Origin of the sequence: Viridibacillus arenosi, assembly GCF_001955655.1 — a bacterium.
Taxonomy (GTDB): domain Bacteria; phylum Bacillota; class Bacilli; order Bacillales_A; family Planococcaceae; genus Viridibacillus; species Viridibacillus arenosi.
Genome location: NZ_MSPW01000001.1, coordinates 313,771 through 333,390, shown reverse-complemented (window position 1 = coordinate 333,390; position 19,620 = coordinate 313,771). Strand labels below are relative to the sequence as shown.

Annotated in this window: 19 protein-coding genes; 17 read left to right on the top strand and 2 right to left on the bottom strand. The window is 37.0% G+C overall.

All coding sequences use genetic code 11. The features are described from left to right. The first annotated feature begins 92 nt into the window (after positions 1-92). The 13 genes from BK137_RS22140 (at position 93) to BK137_RS01495 (ending at position 11,973) form a co-directional block, all read left to right on the top strand. Entirely contained in the window at positions 93-230 is a 138-nt protein-coding gene (locus BK137_RS22140) for a hypothetical protein (RefSeq protein ID WP_155981210.1), read from the top strand. Positions 231-528: 298 nt separating this feature from the next. After that, on the top strand, positions 529-1,512 hold the full coding sequence (locus BK137_RS01545) for a biotin--[acetyl-CoA-carboxylase] ligase (RefSeq protein ID WP_038190600.1): 984 nt from the start codon (positions 529-531) through the stop codon (positions 1,510-1,512). A 223-nt stretch (positions 1,513-1,735) separates the two neighbouring features. Beyond that, positions 1,736-2,575 carry a 3-methyl-2-oxobutanoate hydroxymethyltransferase gene (gene panB, locus BK137_RS01540; protein WP_038190597.1) on the top strand — a complete coding sequence of 280 codons (840 nt, stop codon included), beginning with the start codon at positions 1,736-1,738 and terminating at the stop codon, positions 2,573-2,575. Continuing rightward, positions 2,572-3,423 (top strand): pantoate--beta-alanine ligase, encoded by an 852-nt coding sequence (gene panC / locus BK137_RS01535; RefSeq protein ID WP_038190594.1) that lies wholly within the window; start codon positions 2,572-2,574, stop codon positions 3,421-3,423. The genes panB and panC overlap by 4 nt, the downstream gene beginning before the upstream one ends. Positions 3,424-3,426: 3 nt before the next feature. Next, on the top strand, positions 3,427-3,810 hold the full coding sequence (gene panD, locus BK137_RS01530; RefSeq protein ID WP_038191190.1) for an aspartate 1-decarboxylase: 384 nt from the start codon (positions 3,427-3,429) through the stop codon (positions 3,808-3,810). A gap of 256 nt (positions 3,811-4,066) precedes the next feature. Continuing rightward, complete coding sequence (dinG, locus tag BK137_RS01525; protein ID WP_038190591.1) at positions 4,067-6,850, top strand: ATP-dependent DNA helicase DinG; 2,784 nt, start codon at positions 4,067-4,069, stop codon at positions 6,848-6,850. Positions 6,851-6,872: 22 nt separating this feature from the next. Beyond that, positions 6,873-7,031, top strand: coding sequence for a hypothetical protein (locus BK137_RS22135; protein WP_155981209.1), 159 nt, complete (start codon positions 6,873-6,875; stop codon positions 7,029-7,031). 9 nt (positions 7,032-7,040) lie between these two features. Further along, the gene (locus tag BK137_RS01520) at positions 7,041-7,523 is read left to right on the top strand and encodes a cell wall elongation regulator TseB-like domain-containing protein (protein WP_038190588.1); all 483 of its coding nucleotides are present in this window, start codon (positions 7,041-7,043) and stop codon (positions 7,521-7,523) included. A gap of 18 nt (positions 7,524-7,541) precedes the next feature. After that, positions 7,542-8,735: a pyridoxal phosphate-dependent aminotransferase gene (locus tag BK137_RS01515; RefSeq protein ID WP_038190586.1), complete on the top strand. Its 1,194-nt coding sequence runs from the start codon at positions 7,542-7,544 to the stop codon at positions 8,733-8,735. Positions 8,736-8,806: 71 nt separating this feature from the next. After that, positions 8,807-10,102 (top strand): asparagine--tRNA ligase, encoded by a 1,296-nt coding sequence (gene asnS, locus BK137_RS01510; RefSeq protein ID WP_038190584.1) that lies wholly within the window; start codon positions 8,807-8,809, stop codon positions 10,100-10,102. Positions 10,103-10,229: 127 nt separating this feature from the next. Beyond that, on the top strand, positions 10,230-10,952 hold the full coding sequence (locus BK137_RS01505; protein WP_038190581.1) for a DnaD domain-containing protein: 723 nt from the start codon (positions 10,230-10,232) through the stop codon (positions 10,950-10,952). An 11-nt stretch (positions 10,953-10,963) separates the two neighbouring features. Beyond that, the gene (gene nth, locus BK137_RS01500; protein WP_038190578.1) at positions 10,964-11,623 is read left to right on the top strand and encodes an endonuclease III; all 660 of its coding nucleotides are present in this window, start codon (positions 10,964-10,966) and stop codon (positions 11,621-11,623) included. After that, positions 11,620-11,973, top strand: a complete 354-nt coding sequence (locus BK137_RS01495; protein ID WP_038190575.1) for a YpoC family protein — start codon at positions 11,620-11,622, stop codon at positions 11,971-11,973. The genes nth and BK137_RS01495 overlap by 4 nt, the downstream gene beginning before the upstream one ends. A gap of 63 nt (positions 11,974-12,036) precedes the next feature. Here the strand turns inward: BK137_RS01495 and BK137_RS01490 are convergent, their stop codons facing one another. Together BK137_RS01490 and recU are read right to left on the bottom strand one after the other, a co-directional pair. Next, positions 12,037-14,652 (bottom strand): transglycosylase domain-containing protein, encoded by a 2,616-nt coding sequence (locus BK137_RS01490; protein ID WP_038190572.1) that lies wholly within the window; start codon positions 14,650-14,652, stop codon positions 12,037-12,039. Between the two features lie 35 nt (positions 14,653-14,687). Next, entirely contained in the window at positions 14,688-15,290 is a 603-nt protein-coding gene (gene recU / locus BK137_RS01485) for a Holliday junction resolvase RecU (protein ID WP_038190569.1), read from the bottom strand. A gap of 160 nt (positions 15,291-15,450) precedes the next feature. On the opposite strand from recU, the gene BK137_RS22130 reads away from it, so the two are divergent. The 4 genes from BK137_RS22130 to BK137_RS01470 all read left to right on the top strand — a co-directional run bounded on the left by BK137_RS22130 (position 15,451) and on the right by BK137_RS01470 (position 19,593). Continuing rightward, entirely contained in the window at positions 15,451-15,630 is a 180-nt protein-coding gene (locus tag BK137_RS22130; protein WP_143691494.1) for a hypothetical protein, read from the top strand. Between the two features lie 79 nt (positions 15,631-15,709). After that, the gene (locus BK137_RS01480) at positions 15,710-16,090 is read left to right on the top strand and encodes a YppE family protein (RefSeq protein WP_038190566.1); all 381 of its coding nucleotides are present in this window, start codon (positions 15,710-15,712) and stop codon (positions 16,088-16,090) included. After that, positions 16,068-18,347 carry a DEAD/DEAH box helicase gene (locus BK137_RS01475; RefSeq protein WP_038190563.1) on the top strand — a complete coding sequence of 760 codons (2,280 nt, stop codon included), beginning with the start codon at positions 16,068-16,070 and terminating at the stop codon, positions 18,345-18,347. Before BK137_RS01480 ends, BK137_RS01475 begins: the two co-directional genes overlap by 23 nt. Before the next feature lies 1 nt (position 18,348). Next, positions 18,349-19,593, top strand: coding sequence for a ribonuclease H-like domain-containing protein (locus tag BK137_RS01470; protein WP_038191189.1), 1,245 nt, complete (start codon positions 18,349-18,351; stop codon positions 19,591-19,593). The last annotated feature ends 27 nt before the right edge of the window (positions 19,594-19,620 follow it).

Genomic DNA, 19,620 nt, shown 5'->3' with positions numbered 1-19,620 from the left:
ATATATAGTAATTACGGGTGTCACACGCAGTATCAAAGTGAATTTAATAATGGAAGAGGCTTGGGAAATCTAAACCATAGGGGTGTATGGCCATGAAGATTTTGTTAAGTATTTACTATTGTTTTGTAGATGAAGATATTGCACCTGAAGATGTAGCGATAGAGGAATGGATGTGGATAGCTTTATTGCCTGTTGCGGGAATAATAAGTTTGTTATTGGTACTTTCATAGTCCAGTTTCCGTCAGCAGTTATGTTGAAGTAGTATACACCACTGTCTTCATCCTTTTGTATTGTAGACCCTTTATATGAACCAATTTCATTTACCAATAGGTTAATATCGTTTGCCTTTACAGCAAAACATATTTTTTGAGTGACCAAAAAGTGACAAAATGTTAAGATTGATTAAGATTTAGATTTATTTTGCGATGAATAGTGATACTATTGATTCTAATTAACAGCTCAAAATAAACATTTAAAAACAAAATGTTATATTTTGATACGACATTTAGATAAAGGATTGGTTCAGTCATGAAAGCAACACTGAAAAATGAAATTATTAAGCGACTAGTTGAGGCTAATGGAGAACCAATTTCCGGACAACAGCTAGCAGATGAATTTGGCATCTCTAGGACGGCAATTTGGAAGCATATGAAGCAACTTCAGGAAAAGGGATATGCCTTTGAAACTGTAAAGAAAAGAGGCTATGTTTTAACGGCAACGCCTGATACAGTCGATGATGCGAATATTTCAATGGCTCTTGAAACGAAAAAATTCGGCAGCCGTATTATATATGAACAGTCAATGACTTCTACGCAAGCAATTGCACATAATAAAGCACAAGAAGGAGCGCCAGAAGGTACTGTTATCATTTGCGAGGAGCAGACAGCGGGCCGTGGCCGTATGATGCGTGAATGGAAGTCGATGAAAGGTAAAGGGATTTGGATGAGTGTCATCCTTCGACCAGAGATAGCTCCTTATGAAGCACCTCAATTTACTTTAGTAGCTGCAGTGGCATTGACTAAAGCTATAGCTGACATGACAGGTGTACAACCAGAAATTAAATGGCCAAATGATTTATTGATAGATGGTAAGAAATGTACTGGGATTTTAACAGAATTACAAGCAGATCCTGACCGCGTAAATGCAATTATTATGGGAATCGGTATAAACGTAAATCATCAACCAAATGATTTCGAAGGAGAAATAAAAGACATCGCAACATCCCTTAAAATAGCTAGTGGCAAACATATAGATCGTGCAACTTTAGTTGCTAAAATACTTTATTACTTAGAAATTTACAGTTCACAATATATAAAAGAAGGTTTTGAACCGATTAAGTCTCAATGGGAAAGTTTTTCTTGTACTATTGGAAATCGTATTCGAGCAACAACCTTGCAAGAAGTATTCATTGGTAAAGCCATCGGAATAACAAATGATGGTGTTTTACAATTGCAATTAGATGATGGCACGATAAAAGGTATCTATTCGGCTGATATTACACTCGAAAAATAAAGATTGGAATGTATCGACAAACTTGTTATAGTTGAAATATAGGACAGTATCAATTTGATTGAACTGTACCTCGCTATAAAAATTATAACTAAAGAGATTCGCCTTGATCTAGTAATAGACAGGGACGGAAGAAAACGATGCAATTCAATGAATACGCAACCCTTCTGTCCATTTTTAGACAGAGGGGTTTTTTGTTTTCTTCCTAAAAAGAGGAGGAAGCGTTTTGAAAACAACGACTCATTTTTTGAAAATGAAAGAACAAAGCGACAAAATTGTTATGCTTACTGCATATGATTACCCATCTGCAAGACTAGCTGAAGAAGCTGGAGTAGATATGATATTAGTAGGTGATTCCCTTGGTATGGTCGTGCTTGGCTACGATTCAACTGTTCCTGTGACAGTCGCAGATATGGTCCATCATGCAAAAGCTGTAAAAAGAGGAGCAAAGGATTCTTTTATCGTAGTTGATATGCCGTTTGGTTCATATCACGGAAGTATTGACCAAACACTGCAAACTGCGATTCATATGTTCCAACAGACAGGTGCTAGTGCCTTAAAAGTCGAAGGGGCAGAGACTGTTGTCAATGTCATATCCTCTTTAGTAAATACGGGGATTCCAGTAGTAGCACATTTAGGTTTACTACCACAATCTGCGGCAGTTCTTGGGGGGTATAAAGTGCAGGGAAAAACAGCCGTTGCTGCAGAAAAATTATTGCAAGATGCAAAAAAAGTCGAAGAGGCAGGAGCATGTGCGCTTGTTCTTGAATGTATTCCATATCAGCTAGCAGCAGAGATTACAAAGGCACTTAAAATCCCCGTAATAGGAATAGGAGCGGGAGCAGATGTTGATGGACAAGTACTCGTTTACCATGATGTTCTTGCATATGGAACCCACCATGTGCCGAAATTTGTTGAAAAGTTTGCACCCGCAGGAGAATTGATGTTAAAAGGTATCGAAAGTTATACAAAAGCAGTTAAGCAAGGTTCTTTTCCAAAAGTAGAGCATCGCTTCACGATGACAGATCAGCAACTTGAACAGCTATACGGAGGCATAAGAAAATGAAAATCGTTTCAACTATCAAAGAATTAACTGCACACATTACTACAGCAAAAAAAGCTGATAAAACAATCGGTCTCGTTCCGACAATGGGCTATTTACATGAAGGTCATATGGCACTAGCAACGGCTGCACGTAAAGAAAATGACATTGTTGTCATGAGCCTTTTCGTCAATCCTGCGCAATTTGGACCCAACGAAGATTATGAAAGTTATCCAAGAGATTTAAATCGTGATTCGAAGATTGCAGAAAAAGTAGGCGTTGACTTTTTATTCGCTCCTTCTGCCAGTGAAATGTACCCGAATAATGGTGGTATTCAAATATTGGCTGGTCCACAATCTAAAATTCTTTGTGGTGCAACAAGACCTGGACATTTCGATGGGGTATTAAAAATTGTGACAAAACTTTTCCACATAACTCAGCCAACAAAGGCTTATTTTGGACAAAAAGATGCACAACAGCTAGCGCTTATCGAAACTTTGGTGCGTGACTTTAATTTTCCTTTAGAAATTAGAAGTGTGCCAATTGTTCGAGAAGAAGATGGTCTAGCGAAAAGCTCCCGAAATGTATTTTTAACGGAACAACAACGTAAAGTAGCGGTAGTAATTCATCAAGCGTTGATTCTTGCTAAAAACCATTATTTCGAATCTGATAATAATATTGAGGCAACAAATCTTGCAAAAGAGTATATTGAAGCCAATTCAAATGGTCAAATTGATTATTTGCAAATGCTAAGTTATCCAGATCTTACTGAAGTGACAGAGCAAACTAAAAAAGTTTTACTTGCGACAGCGGTTTACTTTAGTAACACGCGCCTAATCGACAATATTATTTTTCAAGAAAAAGGGGAATAAATGATGCTTAGAATGATGATGAATGCGAAAATCCATCGTGCGGTTGTTACGCAAGCGGACTTAAATTATATAGGTAGCATTACCATTGATGAGGATTTACTCGATGCAGTTGGTATGCTACAAAATGAAAAAGTACATGTTGTTGATAATAATAATGGCGCACGTTTTGAGACATATATTATTGCTGGAGAGCGCGGTAGCGGTGTTATTTGTGTAAATGGGGCGGCAGCTCGTCTAGTGCAAAAAGGTGATGTCGTCATTATTATGTCTTATGCCTATGTTAATGACGAAGAAGCGAAAAATCATAAACCAACTGTAGCAATTATGCAGCAGGGTAATACGATAAAAGAACTCATCCAATATGAACCAGAAGCGACAGTTATGTAATAGGAGAGGCATCCATTTTTGGGTGCTTTTATTGTGTTTTAAAGCTAAATAACAAAGTATCTAATCAATGCAACAAATGAATGAGTTAGTGCAACAAACAGCTAAATTAGCACAACAAACAATAGAAATGACCCAACAAACATGCAACTTACCAAAACAATCTGTAAAATCCATATTTCTGCACATCGACTTCAGCTATTCTGCTCAAAATGTGATAGAATTTTGAATATAAACCGATCGGAAAGTTGTGAAGTAAATGATGGACAGTCAAACATATGCAATCGTAGATTTAGAAACGACAGGTCACTCATCTCAAAATGGGGACCGCATCATTCAAATAGCGATTGTTTTAATGAAAGATTGGGAAGTGCAGTCAACTTTCACCACTTTCATTCACCCAGGGAAGAAAATTCCTCGTTTTATTCAAGACTTGACGAATATAACGGACAATGATGTCAAAGATGCGCAACCATTTGAAGCGCATGCTGAAAAAATTTATAACATTATACAAGATTGTGTTTTTGTAGCGCACAACACTGATTTTGATTTGCCTTTTTTACAAGCTGAATTTAAAAGAGCTGGTTTACCAAAATGGTTTGGAAAACAAATGGATACAGTTGAATTATCGAAAATATTATTCCCAACAGCCTTTAGCTATAAGCTACAAGATATAGCTATGGAGTTGAATATTTCATTGAAACAAGCACATCGTGCAGATGATGATGCCTATGCAACCGCATTATTATTAAAACGTGGTTGGGAAGAGCTCTTAACTCTCCCGCTTTCAACAATTGAACAATTGCATCAGCGTTCTTTCAGATTAAAATCAGATTTATCGCAATTATTCTTTGATGCGATTCAGATAAAAAGAGCTGTATCTAAACAATCAGAGCTTCACTTCTATTATAAAAATATAGCTTTAAGGGGAGCAGTTATTGAGGCTAAGTCAGAGAGTACTTTAACATATCCACAATCTGTTGCTGAAAAAGAAGCATTATTTACTAGAGCTTTCAAAGATTTTGAAGTGCGGCCTGATCAATTTAAGATGATGGACCAAGTCTGGCATGCCCTTAAAACAAAACAGGAAGTATTGACTGAAGCATCGACTGGAATTGGTAAAACATTAGCTTACTTAATTCCTGCAATTATTTATGCCAAACATACAAATAGTAAAGTAGGGATTAGCTCATATACTTCGCATCTTCTTGACCAACTATTAGCAGAAGAACTACCAAAAGCGGAAGCGATTCTTCAAACTTCTATTAATGTGACCTTATTAAAAGGAATGGAACATTATATAGATGTAGATCGTTTTGCAGAGCTTTTTGTTGCTGAAGACGCTTCCTATGATGAATCATTTACAATGATGCAACTACTCGTCTGGCTTGCGAATACAACGACAGGCGATTTAAATGAAATTACTTTGTCTGGCGGTGGACAATTACTATTAGACAAAGTACGACGTTCATCGGCTACAACTATTTCTCGTGGTAAAGGTTACTTTGACTTTTATGAAAATGCCATTAAAAAAAGCAAAACGGCAGATCTAATTATTACAAATCATGCTATGTTGCTATCTGATTTAACACGAGTTGAGCCAGTTCTAGCATCGGTTGATGGTTGGATACTAGATGAAGCGCATCAATTTATTCAAGCAGCCACATTAAGAGATGAAAAAGCACTCTCGTATACACAGTGGAAATACATTTTTGGTCAACTTGGGTCAGTTGATGACCATCAGTTAATTCATAATTACTTTAAATTGATGGCTGATAGTGGGAAAATCCCGATTAGGCAATTATCAAAGTTAGAAATAAAATACTGTGAGATGGTGCAAATCTTTGATACAGCAATTTATCAACTGATTAATCAATTAAACATTCAAAAGTCAGCTTCACGTCATAATAAGCGTACTTATCCATTAAATTCGCTCTTGATTAAGCAACCTTTATTTGAAAAAGTGAGTCTTAGTATACAAGAATGGGTGCAACTTGCTCAGGAACTAAGTGATATATTCCAGCAAAATCCTGATGATTTATCACCTACGCAGCAAACGATATTATCAGACTGGTATTACTGGTTACGTGAATTAACGATCAAAGTGGCTGAATGGGATTCCATCTTTTTATCCCATGAAGTAGATTGTTCAGCTTGGATTGAGTTAGACCAACGTAGTATTCCAGGTAGTCTACATGTATATAAACGCCCAATACACGTCGCACAATCTGTCACAGCTGTTTTAGACAGTTTCCGTACACGAGCAGGGATCATTTGGGCTTCTGGTACATTAACTGTACCAAACAATCGCCGCTTTATCGCGGATCAATTAGGCCTTCAAAGCTCTGTGCCACTATTTCAATTCCAGGCACCCTCATCATACTACGATGGTGCGAGTCTTTACATTGTTGATGATATGCCTGAAATTCAACAAGTTTCACAAACAGAATATGTGGAAGCAGTAGCAGATGCCATTGTTCAAACTGTACTGGTTACTGAAGGTCGTTGTTTCGTACTATTTACGTCTCAAGATATGCTTAGAAAAACAGTTGAGTTAATACAAGAAACGGAAGCATTAAGTGATTATATGCTCTTTGCTCAAGGTATGTCTTCAGGTAGTCGAATGCGATTACTGAAGCTATTCCAGAAGTTTAATCATTCCGTATTATTTGGTACGAATAGCTTTTGGGAGGGTGTGGATGTGCCAGGTGATGCATTGTCAGCAGTCATTGTTGTACGTTTACCATTTTCAGCTCCAGAAGAACCGATTTTCAGAGCCAGGGCGGAAGCATTAAACGAGCAAGGATTGAATTCATTTTATAAGTTAGCACTACCTGAAGCCATTTTACGCTTCAAGCAAGGTTTTGGTCGTCTAATCCGATCGTCGCAAGATAAGGGTGTTTTTATCGTTTTAGATCGAAGAATTGAGACGAAATCATATGGTAAGGAATTTATACGTGCTCTTCCAGCAATACCGGTGAAAAAAGTATCCCTACAACATATGGTCTTAGAATTAGAACATTGGTATAATAAAAAAGTATGAGGATAGAAAGCAGGTCGATCATATGGAAAGACAATTTGAAGTACGATCAGCTAGTAAGATATGTTTTCAGCCGAGCTTCAATCAACTAGAAAATGCGTTATGTAAAGCCATTTCGATGTCAGAGTCACCGCATTTAATAGAAAGCAATATGAAGCCTATCTTCACGATAAATGAAACGTAAGGTGATATAATGAAAAATTGGATCAAGTTCTTTACGATATTTTTGTTAATCCTGTCGTTATCAATTGTCGTTATAGTTGCTTGGAAATCTTATTCACCGTTTTACAGTTCGGAGAAAGACGCTAAGCAATTTGTGATTGATGCAGATAAGCTTGTGACTGTCACCGATACATATGTATATAACGGTAAGAAACCGTATGTTACGGTAATAGGAACAGATAAGGCAGGAAAGAAAAAAGCTGTGTTTGTTCCAAAAGATGATGGTAAGGCAAAGCTAGAAGAAGTTTTAATGGAGGATGGCACTTCTGAAAAAGAAGCACTTTCTGTAGTGTCGAAAAAGGATAACGTGAAAGAAATCCTTCATACCAAACTAGGTATAGAAGAGCCCGGCGTTGTATGGGAAATTACGTATCTTAATCAAGAGGATAAACTAAATTATGTTTACATTATGTTCGAAAACGGACAGTGGTGGAAGCGTATTTTGAACTTGTAAAAAAAGGGGAAGATTAACTTGAAACAGCATTTAGCAGACCGTGTAAAAACATTAACACCTTCAACAACTCTAGCAATTACAGCTAAAGCAAAAGAATTGAAGGATCAAGGAATTGATGTTATTGGATTAGGCGCGGGTGAGCCTGATTTTAACACACCAAAAAACATTTTAGATGCAGCTGCAGACTCTATGATGAAAGGCTTCACAAAATATACACCTGCTGGCGGTCTACCAGCATTAAAACAAGCTATTATTGCTAAGTTAGAAAGAGACAATAATCTTACTTATGCACCAAACGAAGTTATGGTTGGTGTGGGTGCGAAACATGTCCTTTATACACTGTTCCAAGTGTTATTAAACCCTGGAGATGAAGTAATTATCCCAATTCCTTATTGGGTAAGTTATCCAGAACAAGTGAAGTTAGCTGGCGGTGTACCTGTACATTTAGAAGCTACATCAGAACAACAATACAAAGTTACAGCTGAACAACTTCGCGGTGCTATTACTGATAAAACACGTGCACTTATTTTAAACTCACCAAGTAACCCTACTGGTATGGTTTATACAAAAGAAGAATTAGCTGAAATTGCTGCAGTTTGTGAAGAAGCAGACATTCTAATCGTGTCAGACGAAATTTATGAAAAACTTGTATATAATGGAGTTAAACATTTCTCAATCGCACAACTTTCAGATAGTGTAAAAGCACGTACAATGGTCATTAACGGTGTAGCAAAATCTCACTCTATGACAGGATGGCGTATTGGTTATGCAGCAGGTAATGCTGAAATCATTAAAGCAATGACTGACTTAGCTAGTCACTCAACTTCTAATGCAACGACTACAGCACAATATGCAACTATTGAAGCTTATAATGGGCCACAAGATGCAGTAGAAGAAATGCGTCAAGCTTTTGAATCACGTTTAACAGAAATTTATCCAAAATTAAATGCAATCCCTGGCTTCCACGTGTTGAAACCAGAAGGCGCATTCTACTTACTACCAGATGTATCAGAAGCGGCAGCTAAAACAGGTTATGAATCTGTTGATGCATTTGCTAAAGCTTTATTAGAAGAAGCAAATGTTGCTGTAATTCCTGGTTCTGGCTTTGGAGCTGAAAAAACAGTTCGCCTTTCGTATGCAACTTCTTTAGAAGCATTAGAAGAAGCTGTTTCAAGAATGGATAAATTTGTTAAATCTAAATGGCAAGATTAATACTCTAACAATTAAGCAGATTGTCTATATATAGGCAGTCTGCAAAATTGTTTAAATTGCAGGAGGTCTATATGAAGAAAATTCGAATTCAAGACATGTCAAATCACGTTGGCGAAACAGTTAAATTAGGTGTTTGGCTTGCAAATAAACGTTCAAGCGGTAAGATTGCATTTTTACAATTACGTGATGGTTCAGGATTTGTCCAAGGCGTAGTAGTAAAAGCTGAAGTACCTGAAGAAGTATTTGTAACTGCTAAAGGCTTACATCAAGAATCATCTCTTTATGTAGTCGGTGAAGTAACAAAAGACGAACGCTCGGCATTTGGATATGAGCTACAAGTAAAAGAGATTGAAGTAATTTCTGAAGCAAATAATTACCCAATCACACCTAAAGAGCACGGTATTGAGTTCCTAATGGACAACCGTCACTTATGGTTACGTTCTCGTAAACAACACGCAATTATGAAAGTTCGTAATGAAATCATCCGTGCAACATATGAATTCTTTAACGATAATGGTTTTACAAAAGTTGACCCACCGATTTTAACTGGATCAGCTCCTGAAGGAACATCAGAACTGTTCCATACAAAATATTTCGATCAAGATGCATATCTTTCTCAATCTGGCCAGTTGTATATGGAAGCAGCTGCAATGGCATTAGGAAAAGTATTCTCATTTGGTCCAACATTCCGTGCAGAGAAATCCAAAACTCGTCGTCACTTAATCGAGTTCTGGATGATTGAGCCGGAAATGGCTTTTGTTGAACACGATGAAAGCTTAGAAGTGCAAGAACAATATGTTTCTTACATCGTACAATCAGTTCTTAAAAACTGTAAAATTGAATTAGAACGTTTAGGTCGCGATACATCTAAATTAGAACATATTCAAGCACCTTTCCCACGTATTTCTTATGATGATGCAATCAAGCTTTTACATGAAAAAGGTTTCGATGATATCGAGTGGGGAGAAGATTTTGGTGCCCCTCACGAAACAGCAATTGCTGAACATTATGATAAACCGGTCTTTATCACATGCTACCCAGTAGGGATTAAACCGTTCTATATGCAACCACATCCAGACCGTGATGACGTTGTATTATGTGCTGATTTAATTGCACCAGAAGGCTACGGTGAAATCATCGGTGGCTCTGAACGTGTACATGATTTTGAGTTAATGAAACAACGTTTAAAAGAACATGATTTAGATGAAAGTGCATATGCTTGGTACCTAGACCTACGTGAACAAGGATCAGTACCACACTCAGGTTTCGGTCTTGGCTTAGAAAGAACAGTAGCATGGATTACAGGAGCAGAACACGTACGTGAATCAATCCCATTCCCACGTTTACTAAATAGACTATATCCTTGATTAATTGCTAAAGTGGACAATTTAGCCGCGACAAGTAACGAAATCAATTAATAACACCTAACAAGAAGAACCGCAATTTATTGCGATTCTTCTTGTTAATTTTCAGACAAAAAAGGGGAGTTCGATAATGACGAACGAAGCTGATCGACTCCGAATTTGGATAGAGCAGGGAAATGTTACTATTTCTCAGCTTTTTTTTAAGTTTTATAAGGAGTTAGGCATCCAAGATTTAGACGCCATGCTTATTATGCATTTAACTGCATTTCATGAAGAAGGGAATACGTTTCCAACACCAACAGATATAGCAAATCGCATGCAATTAACTGAGGATGAAATAGCCTCCAGTTTACAAAGAATGATGCAAAAAGGTTTTATAGAAATTTTACAAAAAGTGGACGAGCACGGTGTATTATTTGAAACATTTAATTTACAGCCATTATGGGCGCGTTTAGTCGACTGTATGACGGAAAAAACAGTGAAAAAGGTAGAAGTGAGCTCGAAGTTAAAAGAAGGCGAGTTGTTCAATTTATTTGAACAAGAATTTGGACGATTTCTTTCACCGATGGAATCTGAAACAATTTCAATGTGGCTAGATCAAGATGGTCATTCTCCAGAAGTGATTCGCAAAGCATTAATTGAAGCTGTCTTATCACAAAAGCTAAGCTTACGTTATGTGGACAGGATACTATTCGAATGGAAAAAGAAAAATGTCAAAACACCAAAAGATGCCGAAAAACTAGCACAAAATTTCCGGCAAAATACGTTACCCTCACGACCACAACCAACACATGTTGAACCACAACCAACAAAAAAAGTGCCATTTTACAATTGGCTAGAAGAACGCGAATAAGGGAGGTACACATGTTAACGAAGAAACAATGGGATTATTGCTTAGAGGAAATGGAAAAGATGTTTCCGGATGCTCATTGTGAGCTAGTACATGATAATCCTTTCGAATTAACGATAGCCACATTACTATCTGCGCAATGCACGGATGTTTTAGTTAATAAAGTTACAGCAAAGTTGTTTCGAAAATATAAAACACCAGAAGATTATTTAGCAGTACCTTTAGAAGAATTAGAGCAAGATATTCGCTCTATTGGATTGTTCCGTAGTAAGGCTAAAAATATTCAAAAGCTGTGCCATATTCTATTAACGGAATTTAACGGTGAAATCCCTGCCAATAGGGAGCTGCTTGTTACATTACCAGGAGTTGGGCGAAAAACAGCGAACGTTGTCTTGTCTGTTGCATTTGACGTTCCAGCACTCGCAGTAGATACCCATGTCGAAAGAGTCGCAAAACGATTAGGTTTATGTCGTTGGAAAGACTCAGTGTTGCAAGTTGAAGAAACGGTGATGAAAAAAACTCCAATTGAAAAATGGTCAAAAACACATCATCAGTTAATTTTTTTTGGACGTTATCACTGTAAATCACAAAATCCGCAATGCCAAGTATGCCCACTTTTTGACGTTTGTAGAGAAGGGCAAAAACGCGATAAGAAAGGTCTTGTTAAGAGATGATAGTATGCCGAAAAGAGGCTATATCAAAAGAACAAGTTGACCAATGGCTAGCTGACTGGGAGATATTACGTGCAGAAATCCATAGTTCACATGCAGCCCGTGATGGCAAAGCAAAAGATATTATGCAAAAAGGAATCTATTTATATGAATCGTTTATCATAAATGCCTCTAATGTTACAACGGAGAGTATACAACTATCCGATGAATATGAAGCTTTACCGATTAATGGTGCTGAGCGTTTGCAATTTATTAAACGAAGACCTGGTCAGTATGCTTGTTATCGTCAACTAGATGAATTGTTTATTGAAACGAAAAAGAGAATGGCTCGTTTACGCCTTAAAAAGGATTGACAGGTAAATATATAAAAGAAAGAGCAGCAATCTCTATTGGAGGTTGCTGCTCTTTTCATATTGTTAATATTGATCGTTACTGTTTATTGCTTGTTTATTGTCATTACTATTGTCATCGTTCGTGCCACTCGTATCGACTTCTTCTTCATCTTCATCAGGTTTTATTCCATCGTTATTATCTACAGGTGGTGTACCGTTATCAGGGTTGTTATTACCATTATCATCTTCAGTAGGTTCCTCTGGTACAACAGGTATTTCAGGCACTTCAGGCTGTTCATTTTCTTCTGGAGGCGTTACTTCCTCTTCAGGAGGTGCCGTCTTAATCTGAATGGATGTCGAGGCAGCCGCACTCTTCTCATCATCTGCAATCGCTATTACTGAGAAGACATATGTTTTACCATCTTGAGGTGTGCTATAAGTGTACGCCTTATCACTCGTTTGAGTTAGTTTTTGTTCACCACCACCATCTACCGACACTGAAACTTCGAAGCTAACGCTCTTATCTTTAGGTTCTTTATGCGCCCAAGATAAGTTAATTGCATTTGCCTCTTCGTCGAACGTTGCTTTTAAGTCAGTAGGTGCTTCCAACTTTTCAACTTCTTCTACAGGAGCAGTATTTGTAGGGACCGTTCCTTTAACGAATAATTCAGTTGAAGTTCTATCTGCTGGTGTACTAGAACTTGCTAATTGCAACGGTTTTGAACCTTTCACAATTTTAGCTTCTACAACTGAATTTGGTTTTTTAAAGTTTGGTGTTGTTGTATTCGCTGAAATTTGGCTCATTACTGTTTTAAATAATCTTTGTGGCAATAATCGTTCATCTGTTGTAGTAATTGGATCTTTACGGTTTGTATATCCACTCCATACAGAAATGGAATACTTACTTGAATATCCTGCGAACCAAGAATCTGGAACTGCCGATTCAGGTAGGTTATATTTTTGGAATTCATCTGCACCGTAGTTTGTAGTACCTGTTTTACCCGCAATATCTAAGCCTGGAATAGCTGCCGCAGTTCCAGATGCACCGTATTTTGGACCAACTACATCACGTAGCATATCAGTTACCATATATGCAGTGTAATCATTCATAGCAGGTGTTGGGTCTGGTGTATATGATTTTGCAGTTTTTCCATCACGATAGACAATTTTCTTAATAGAATGTGGAGTAGTGTAAATACCGTTATTCCCAAATGCAGCATATGCTCCTGCCATTTCAATAGGAGATAAGCTGATTTTACCGCCACCGATAGCATCAGATTCATAAATTTCGTCTGCTTCAATACCAAGATTATTGATAAATTTCTTCGCTTTATCTGTTCCCACTTCTTTTAAAAGTTTCACAGCTGGTACATTACGAGAAGTATAAAGTGCTTCGCGAAGGGTCATATCACCTTTATACATTTTATCAAAGTTATTAATTTGTTTAGAAGAACCTGTGTAGAACATTTTTTCATCGGTAATAGTTTGTCCTGTCGAATATTTTAAATTTTCGATTGCAGGACCATAGTCCATAATTGGTTTCATTGTCGAACCCGGTTGATTTTTAATAGCCTCAGCATAGTTTAAACCACGTTCAGGACCATAATCACGTCCACCACCGATAGCTACTATCGCTCCGGTCTCAGTATCAACTACTGCCATCCCAGATTGAATCTCTTTTGTAGGGAATATATCTGAATTCATAGTAGTCTCGACAATTTTTTGAGCAGAAGAATCTAATGTTGTATAGACATTAATACCTTCCTCCAATAATTTCCCATCACCATTTTCAGCTAGTTCTTTTAAGACCACGTCGATATACGCGTCATATTTTGACGTTGATGCAGTTTTACGTTTGTTTTCAGGTAATAGTCCAACTTCAACATCGACTTTTTTTGCTGCTTCCATTTGTTCTTTTGTAATCTTTTTGTGTTGATACATTAATCCTAAAACTGTATTACGACGTTTTTCAGCATATTCTGGATATTTGAATGGATTATATGCATTCGGTAACTGCGACATACCTGCTAGAAGAGCCATTTCTTCTAATTTTAGATCCTTTAACTCTTTCCCATAGAAGTATTTAGAGGCAGTTCCGTATCCATAAATACGGCCGGACATTAATACTTTGTTGAAATACATTTCGAAAATTTCTTCTTTAGAGTACTCACGCTCTAATTGGATAGCTAAATAAGCTTCTTGTGCTTTACGCTTAAGTGTTTTTTCATTTTGTAAAAATGAGTTTTTAATAACTTGTTGTGTTAATGTACTCGCACCTTGTGCACCAAAACCATGTCGTAAATTGGCTAGAATAGCACCGCCAAGGCGATAAAAATCAATTCCGTGGTGACTAAAGAAGCGAACATCTTCCGTCGCCAAAATAGCGTCGCGCATTTCTGTCGGGATGTCTTCGTAAGCTACGTGTTCTCGCTTTTCTAATCCCATCGTATAAAATACTTTCCCGTCAGAATCATAGAATTGAGATGATACAGGATCCTTTAATAATTCTTCATCCAAGTCAGGTGCGGTAGCTGCATAATATGCAAATAATGTAGCGCCTGCAATAAATAAAACAATACCAACTGATACTATTGCTATTAAAAGACGTTTAAGCCAAACTTTCATTGGTTTTTTTTGCTTCTTTTGTTGTTGTTCTCGCATTTTTCTTCTTTGTTCTCGAGAATTAATTTCTTGCCCCATTAAATTCTCCTCACTTTCTAACAAACATTCATAATTTATGGCAGCATTTTACGTACTGCTTGTAAATAATCGATACGTGGACTATAAGTTGGTTTTACTTCAATTGCTTGTTCCTCAAATTCTACTAAAGAAATTGATTTACGACCACCCGTAAGCATCCTAGTCCAAGCATTTTGCAGCATTTCTAAAGGTACTACAAAATAACGTTCCATGGAAGAAAAACGTATTAATAGAAAGCAAATACCTCGCTGCTTTGCAACAACCGTCATATGTTCAACCTGATGTGGATGCACGTTTTTTAAAGGGAAAGATGTTTTACTTTCCGTTTCCTTGGCATCAAAGTCGATATGGTAACCTTCATATATACCATTGTAGTCCGTCGTAGAAGGTGTTCTAAAATATGCTTCCCGTATAACAGCTGCACTTCTCGAAGGATACTCTACTTTGACGATTTGTATCGGAACAGGTTTCTTATGAATGACTGCTATTTGTCGTTGTAAATAAAAATCATTTGCTTCATCAATTTCATCTTCTAAAGTTTTGCCCCGATTACTATAGGAATAATCCTTTATACTCCTTTTTTTTACTTCAGAATTTGGTGGAGTATACTTTTTTCCGTTTGGATAGCGAATTGCCATTTGACCACCTCATCAACAATAATAATAACATATTTTTATAAACAAAAATCGTAGCAGAAAAGACAGAGATTTTTTCTATTTATATCGAACTCGCACTTGTTTTGTCTTGTGGAAAGGATTATTTCAATTTATAAGGAAATCATAAAGCTAGGAGGCGATTATGATGCAAAGAATATCTCATTTACTTACTCAACTTGAATTAATCGATCAGTTACTACAAGCACAAATGTCTGTGGAACGTCACACCGAAATTCAAAAACATATGAATGACATTGCAACAGTTCAACAACGCCTAAGCAATCTTGAAAAACAATCGAAAGGAATATTCGTTCGTGCATAAGTAGTTTCTTTTACGATATTTTGATACACTGAAATTAAATGAATACTTAATATTAAATTGAAAATGGAGGTGTGTGTAAATGCTATTATCTACCACAGAAAAATTATTAGAAGAATGCGATGCATGTTGGCAACGATTTTTACGTATGCGAGAAGAAGACACATCTCCGGATTTCTTTCTTGAAGTGAAACCACATGCTGATACTTGGCATGCTATATTAGTAACTTGGCAGTCAGAGTCTGAGAAATGGATTCTATTAAATAAACCCAAATATATGCACAATACACAAATTGATAATGCGCTAGATGCGATGGATCAATTTGTGGTGCAGTCTTTTTATAAAGCAACGAGTAAAAAACGATTTTATCAATCAATACAATCGGTGAAATATACATTAGAGACTTTTTTGCGCTATTTGCGTGAGGATGGTGAACAATATGCTTCAGAAAAAAACGATTGATGAGCTTTTAGCAGAATGGCAACAGTATCCAGAAATGATGGAGAGAATTGAGCATCAACATACAATTGATGCAATGCCAGCAAAGCTCGTCCCTTTTCCCGATAAATTACACCCTTCTTTAATCAAAGCTTTACAAAAGCGTGGTATTAGTCAGCTTTACTCGCATCAAAGACAAGCATTCGATTATGCGACTAATGGGCAATCTTTTACGGCCGTCACACCAACTGCCTCTGGAAAATCCCTCTGCTATCATTTACCCGTTTTACAAGCTATTTTAGAAAATAAAGCCTCACGTGCCCTATACCTATTCCCGACAAAAGCTCTTGCACAAGATCAAAAAAGTGATTTGAATGAGTTAATAGAGCAAAGTGGAGAGGAAGTTTTAAGCTACACATATGATGGTGATACTTCACCTGGTATTCGTCAGAAGGTGCGTAAGGCTGGTCATATTGTTATGACTAATCCCGATATGTTACATTCAGGGATTTTGCCACATCATACAAAATGGGTTTCGTTATTTGAGAATTTACAGTATATTGTCTTGGATGAGTTGCATACATATAAAGGAGTATTTGGTAGCCATGTTGCTCACGTTATTCGACGTTTGCAACGTATTTGCCGTTTTTATGGAAGTGATCCAATCTTTATATGTACATCAGCGACAATCAAAAATCCGAAAGAGCTGGCAGAGAATTTAACGAATACAACACATCAACTAATTGCAGATAACGGAGCACCAGTAGGGAAAAAAACATTCCTATTTTATAATCCACCAATTATTCATCCTACTTTTGGTGTTCGAAGAAGCGCCATTTTAGAAGTGAGAGATTTAGCTAGAAAGCTATATGAAGCACAAATTCAAACAATCATTTTTGCTAAAAGTCGTGTGCGAGTGGAAATGCTTGTTACGTATATGAAGGAATTGACGAAAAAGAAAATCCAAGATGAATCAATTCGAGGTTATCGAGGAGGTTATTTACCTTCGGAGCGGCGATCGATTGAAAAAGGTTTACGTGATGGCACAATCCAAACAGTTGTGAGTACGAATGCATTAGAGCTCGGAGTTGATATTGGTCAATTACAAGCTTGTATAATGACGGGATATCCAGGCAATATTGCGAGTGCATGGCAACAAGCAGGACGCGCTGGTAGAAGGCAAGATGCAGCGCTAATTATTTACGTGGCACAATCTACTGCATTGGATCAATACATTATAAATCATCCTAATTATTTATTAGGAAGTTCTCCAGAAGAAGCCCGTATTTATCCAGATAATATGCTCATTTTAATGGATCATTTAAAATGTGCTTCTTTTGAGTTGCCTTTTAAAACGACTGATATGTACGGAGAGTTTGAGATTCAAGAGTTATTGGAATATCTACAGCAAGAGGACGTTCTTTTAAAAACGTCTGAACAATGGCATTGGATGAGCGATAGTTTCCCAGCACACGAAATTAGTTTGCGTTCAGCATCGCAAGAAAATGTTGTCATCATTGATCAATCTATTCCTGCAAATACTCGTGTTATTGGGGAAATGGATCGATATAGTGCGCTTACGTTACTTCATGAAGAAGCTATCTATTTACATCAAGGTGTACAATTTCAAGTAGAAAAACTTGATTGGGAAGAGAAGAAAGCTTATGTTCGTGAAGTGGATGTTGATTATTTTACGGATGCTAATCTAGCTGTTGAATTAAAAGTTATGAGTGAAGATAAGCAAAAGCATCTTGGCCAAGCAGAAGCAGCATTTGGTGATGTTATGATTTTGGCGACTGCTACTATATTTAAAAAAATTAGATTTGATTCACATGATAATATCGGTTCTGGTCCAATACATTTACCACCAGAAGAACTGCATACGAGTTCTACATGGTTATCATTTGAGCAGCCAGTAAACTGGTCAGAAGATGATTTAACAAGTGCTATGACAGGTGTGGCGTTTGCGATGAACAGTTTTATTCCATTATTCATTCAAAGTGACCGCAGCGATGTCCATGTCATACCTCAAGTGAAGGCGGTACATTCAGAGAAACCAACATTCTTTGTTTACGATCGTTATCCAGGTGGTATTGGATTGAGCGAGCGGGTGTATGATATTTGGGAACCACTTATTCAGCATGTATTTGAACATGTTGATGCATGTCCATGTCAAAATGGTTGTCCTTCTTGTATAGGCGCACAAGATTTAAGTGACAAAGGTAAGAAACAAGTATTGAATTTTTTGAAATCATTTCTATTAGAAGAGTTGGATGATTAATATGTCATATGAAAATAAAATACTTCAAATGAAAAAACTACTGAAGAAAAATAATACACAACAAGTAATAGAAAAAGAACCCTTTCTAAAGCCGGACGTCCCTAATTATGCTGGGATGTGGCAAGATGCTGGTCTAGAAATGATAGAAAATGATTTTGGTGTAGTCTTTTTATTAGAGAAGCATTATCCTCTTGAGTATAAACACGGTGGTATTTATTTAGGAGAGTTATATGATGCTTTTGAAAAGTGGCAACAAACTCGAAATTCACATCCTATATCTTTAACGGATGCTAATAATCTTATATTCTATGATACAGAAACGACAGGATTAAAAGGAGTAGGTACTCATATTTTTCTGAATGGTTTACTTGAAGAGTCTGAGGATGGCTTTACATTAAAGCAGTACGTATTAGCTGATCCGAGTAATGAGGTTGCATTTTTGTTTGAATCGAAATTTTGGCAAGGAAAGAAAACCGTTATTACGTATAATGGTAAAAGTTTCGATTGGCCACAGTTACAAACTCGCTGGACATTAAATAAAAAAGACCTACCACCATTAAAAGAGCATAATCATCTCGATTTATTTCATGGTTCAAAACGTATTTGGAAAAATGACATGGCACGTATGAAACTTACCCAAGTAGAAGAAGAAAAATTGGGCTTCACTCGTCTTGACGATGTGCCTGGTTATTTAGCACCGATTATTTATTTAGACGCGGTCAAAAGTGGGCAGCCGGATGCTTTGCTAAAAGTGCTGCAACATAATGAATGGGATTTGTTATCATTATTGACGCTGTATGTTCAAGCAACCAATTTACTCTGTGAAGGAATTGCAGAAGAATCAGCTACAACGTATACAAACATTGGTAAATGGTACGCTGATTTAAGAGAAATAGATCGCAGTGAGGAACTTTTACAGCAAGTAACGCATCAATATTCGAGTGATGAATCAGCAAATGCTTATTTCCATCTAGGGTTTCAACAAAAAAAACAGCAGAATTATATAGAGGCACGTAAGTCATTCCAACAAGCTTTGCCGTATTTACAAGGAAGACAGCAAATTACTGCGCTCATTGAGTTAGCGAAAATTTTTGAACACCGTGATAAAAACTATGAGTTTGCATTAGACATGACAAATCAAGCGTTGAAACTTGTTACGGAAAGTTCACTGTGGTCTAAGGAATCTAAAATTTCAAGACTGGCGGATATGCAAAAACGGAAGAATAGGCTTGAAAGGAAGAAATAATTTCCTGGGCAATCGCAGTTTTCGACA

Excerpts from the sequence above, each read along its gene's own strand:
- BK137_RS22135 (WP_155981209.1), top strand. The coding sequence starts at position 6,873 with ATGGAAAGACAATTTGAAGTACGATCAGCTAGTAAGATATGTTTTCAG.
- BK137_RS01480 (WP_038190566.1), top strand. The coding sequence starts at position 15,710 with ATGCTATTATCTACCACAGAAAAATTATTAGAAGAATGCGATGCATGT.
- nth (WP_038190578.1), top strand. The coding sequence starts at position 10,964 with ATGTTAACGAAGAAACAATGGGATTATTGCTTAGAGGAAATGGAAAAG.
- BK137_RS01545 (WP_038190600.1), top strand. The coding sequence starts at position 529 with ATGAAAGCAACACTGAAAAATGAAATTATTAAGCGACTAGTTGAGGCT.
- panD (WP_038191190.1), top strand. The coding sequence starts at position 3,427 with ATGCTTAGAATGATGATGAATGCGAAAATCCATCGTGCGGTTGTTACG.
- asnS (WP_038190584.1), top strand. The coding sequence starts at position 8,807 with ATGAAGAAAATTCGAATTCAAGACATGTCAAATCACGTTGGCGAAACA.
- BK137_RS22140 (WP_155981210.1), top strand. The coding sequence starts at position 93 with ATGAAGATTTTGTTAAGTATTTACTATTGTTTTGTAGATGAAGATATT.
- BK137_RS01475 (WP_038190563.1), top strand. The coding sequence starts at position 16,068 with ATGCTTCAGAAAAAAACGATTGATGAGCTTTTAGCAGAATGGCAACAG.
- BK137_RS01490 (WP_038190572.1), bottom strand. The coding sequence starts at position 14,652 with ATGGGGCAAGAAATTAATTCTCGAGAACAAAGAAGAAAAATGCGAGAA.
- dinG (WP_038190591.1), top strand. The coding sequence starts at position 4,067 with ATGATGGACAGTCAAACATATGCAATCGTAGATTTAGAAACGACAGGT.
- BK137_RS01520 (WP_038190588.1), top strand. The coding sequence starts at position 7,041 with ATGAAAAATTGGATCAAGTTCTTTACGATATTTTTGTTAATCCTGTCG.
- panC (WP_038190594.1), top strand. The coding sequence starts at position 2,572 with ATGAAAATCGTTTCAACTATCAAAGAATTAACTGCACACATTACTACA.
- BK137_RS01495 (WP_038190575.1), top strand. The coding sequence starts at position 11,620 with ATGATAGTATGCCGAAAAGAGGCTATATCAAAAGAACAAGTTGACCAA.
- BK137_RS01470 (WP_038191189.1), top strand. The coding sequence starts at position 18,349 with ATGTCATATGAAAATAAAATACTTCAAATGAAAAAACTACTGAAGAAA.
- BK137_RS22130 (WP_143691494.1), top strand. The coding sequence starts at position 15,451 with ATGATGCAAAGAATATCTCATTTACTTACTCAACTTGAATTAATCGAT.
- BK137_RS01505 (WP_038190581.1), top strand. The coding sequence starts at position 10,230 with ATGACGAACGAAGCTGATCGACTCCGAATTTGGATAGAGCAGGGAAAT.
- recU (WP_038190569.1), bottom strand. The coding sequence starts at position 15,290 with ATGGCAATTCGCTATCCAAACGGAAAAAAGTATACTCCACCAAATTCT.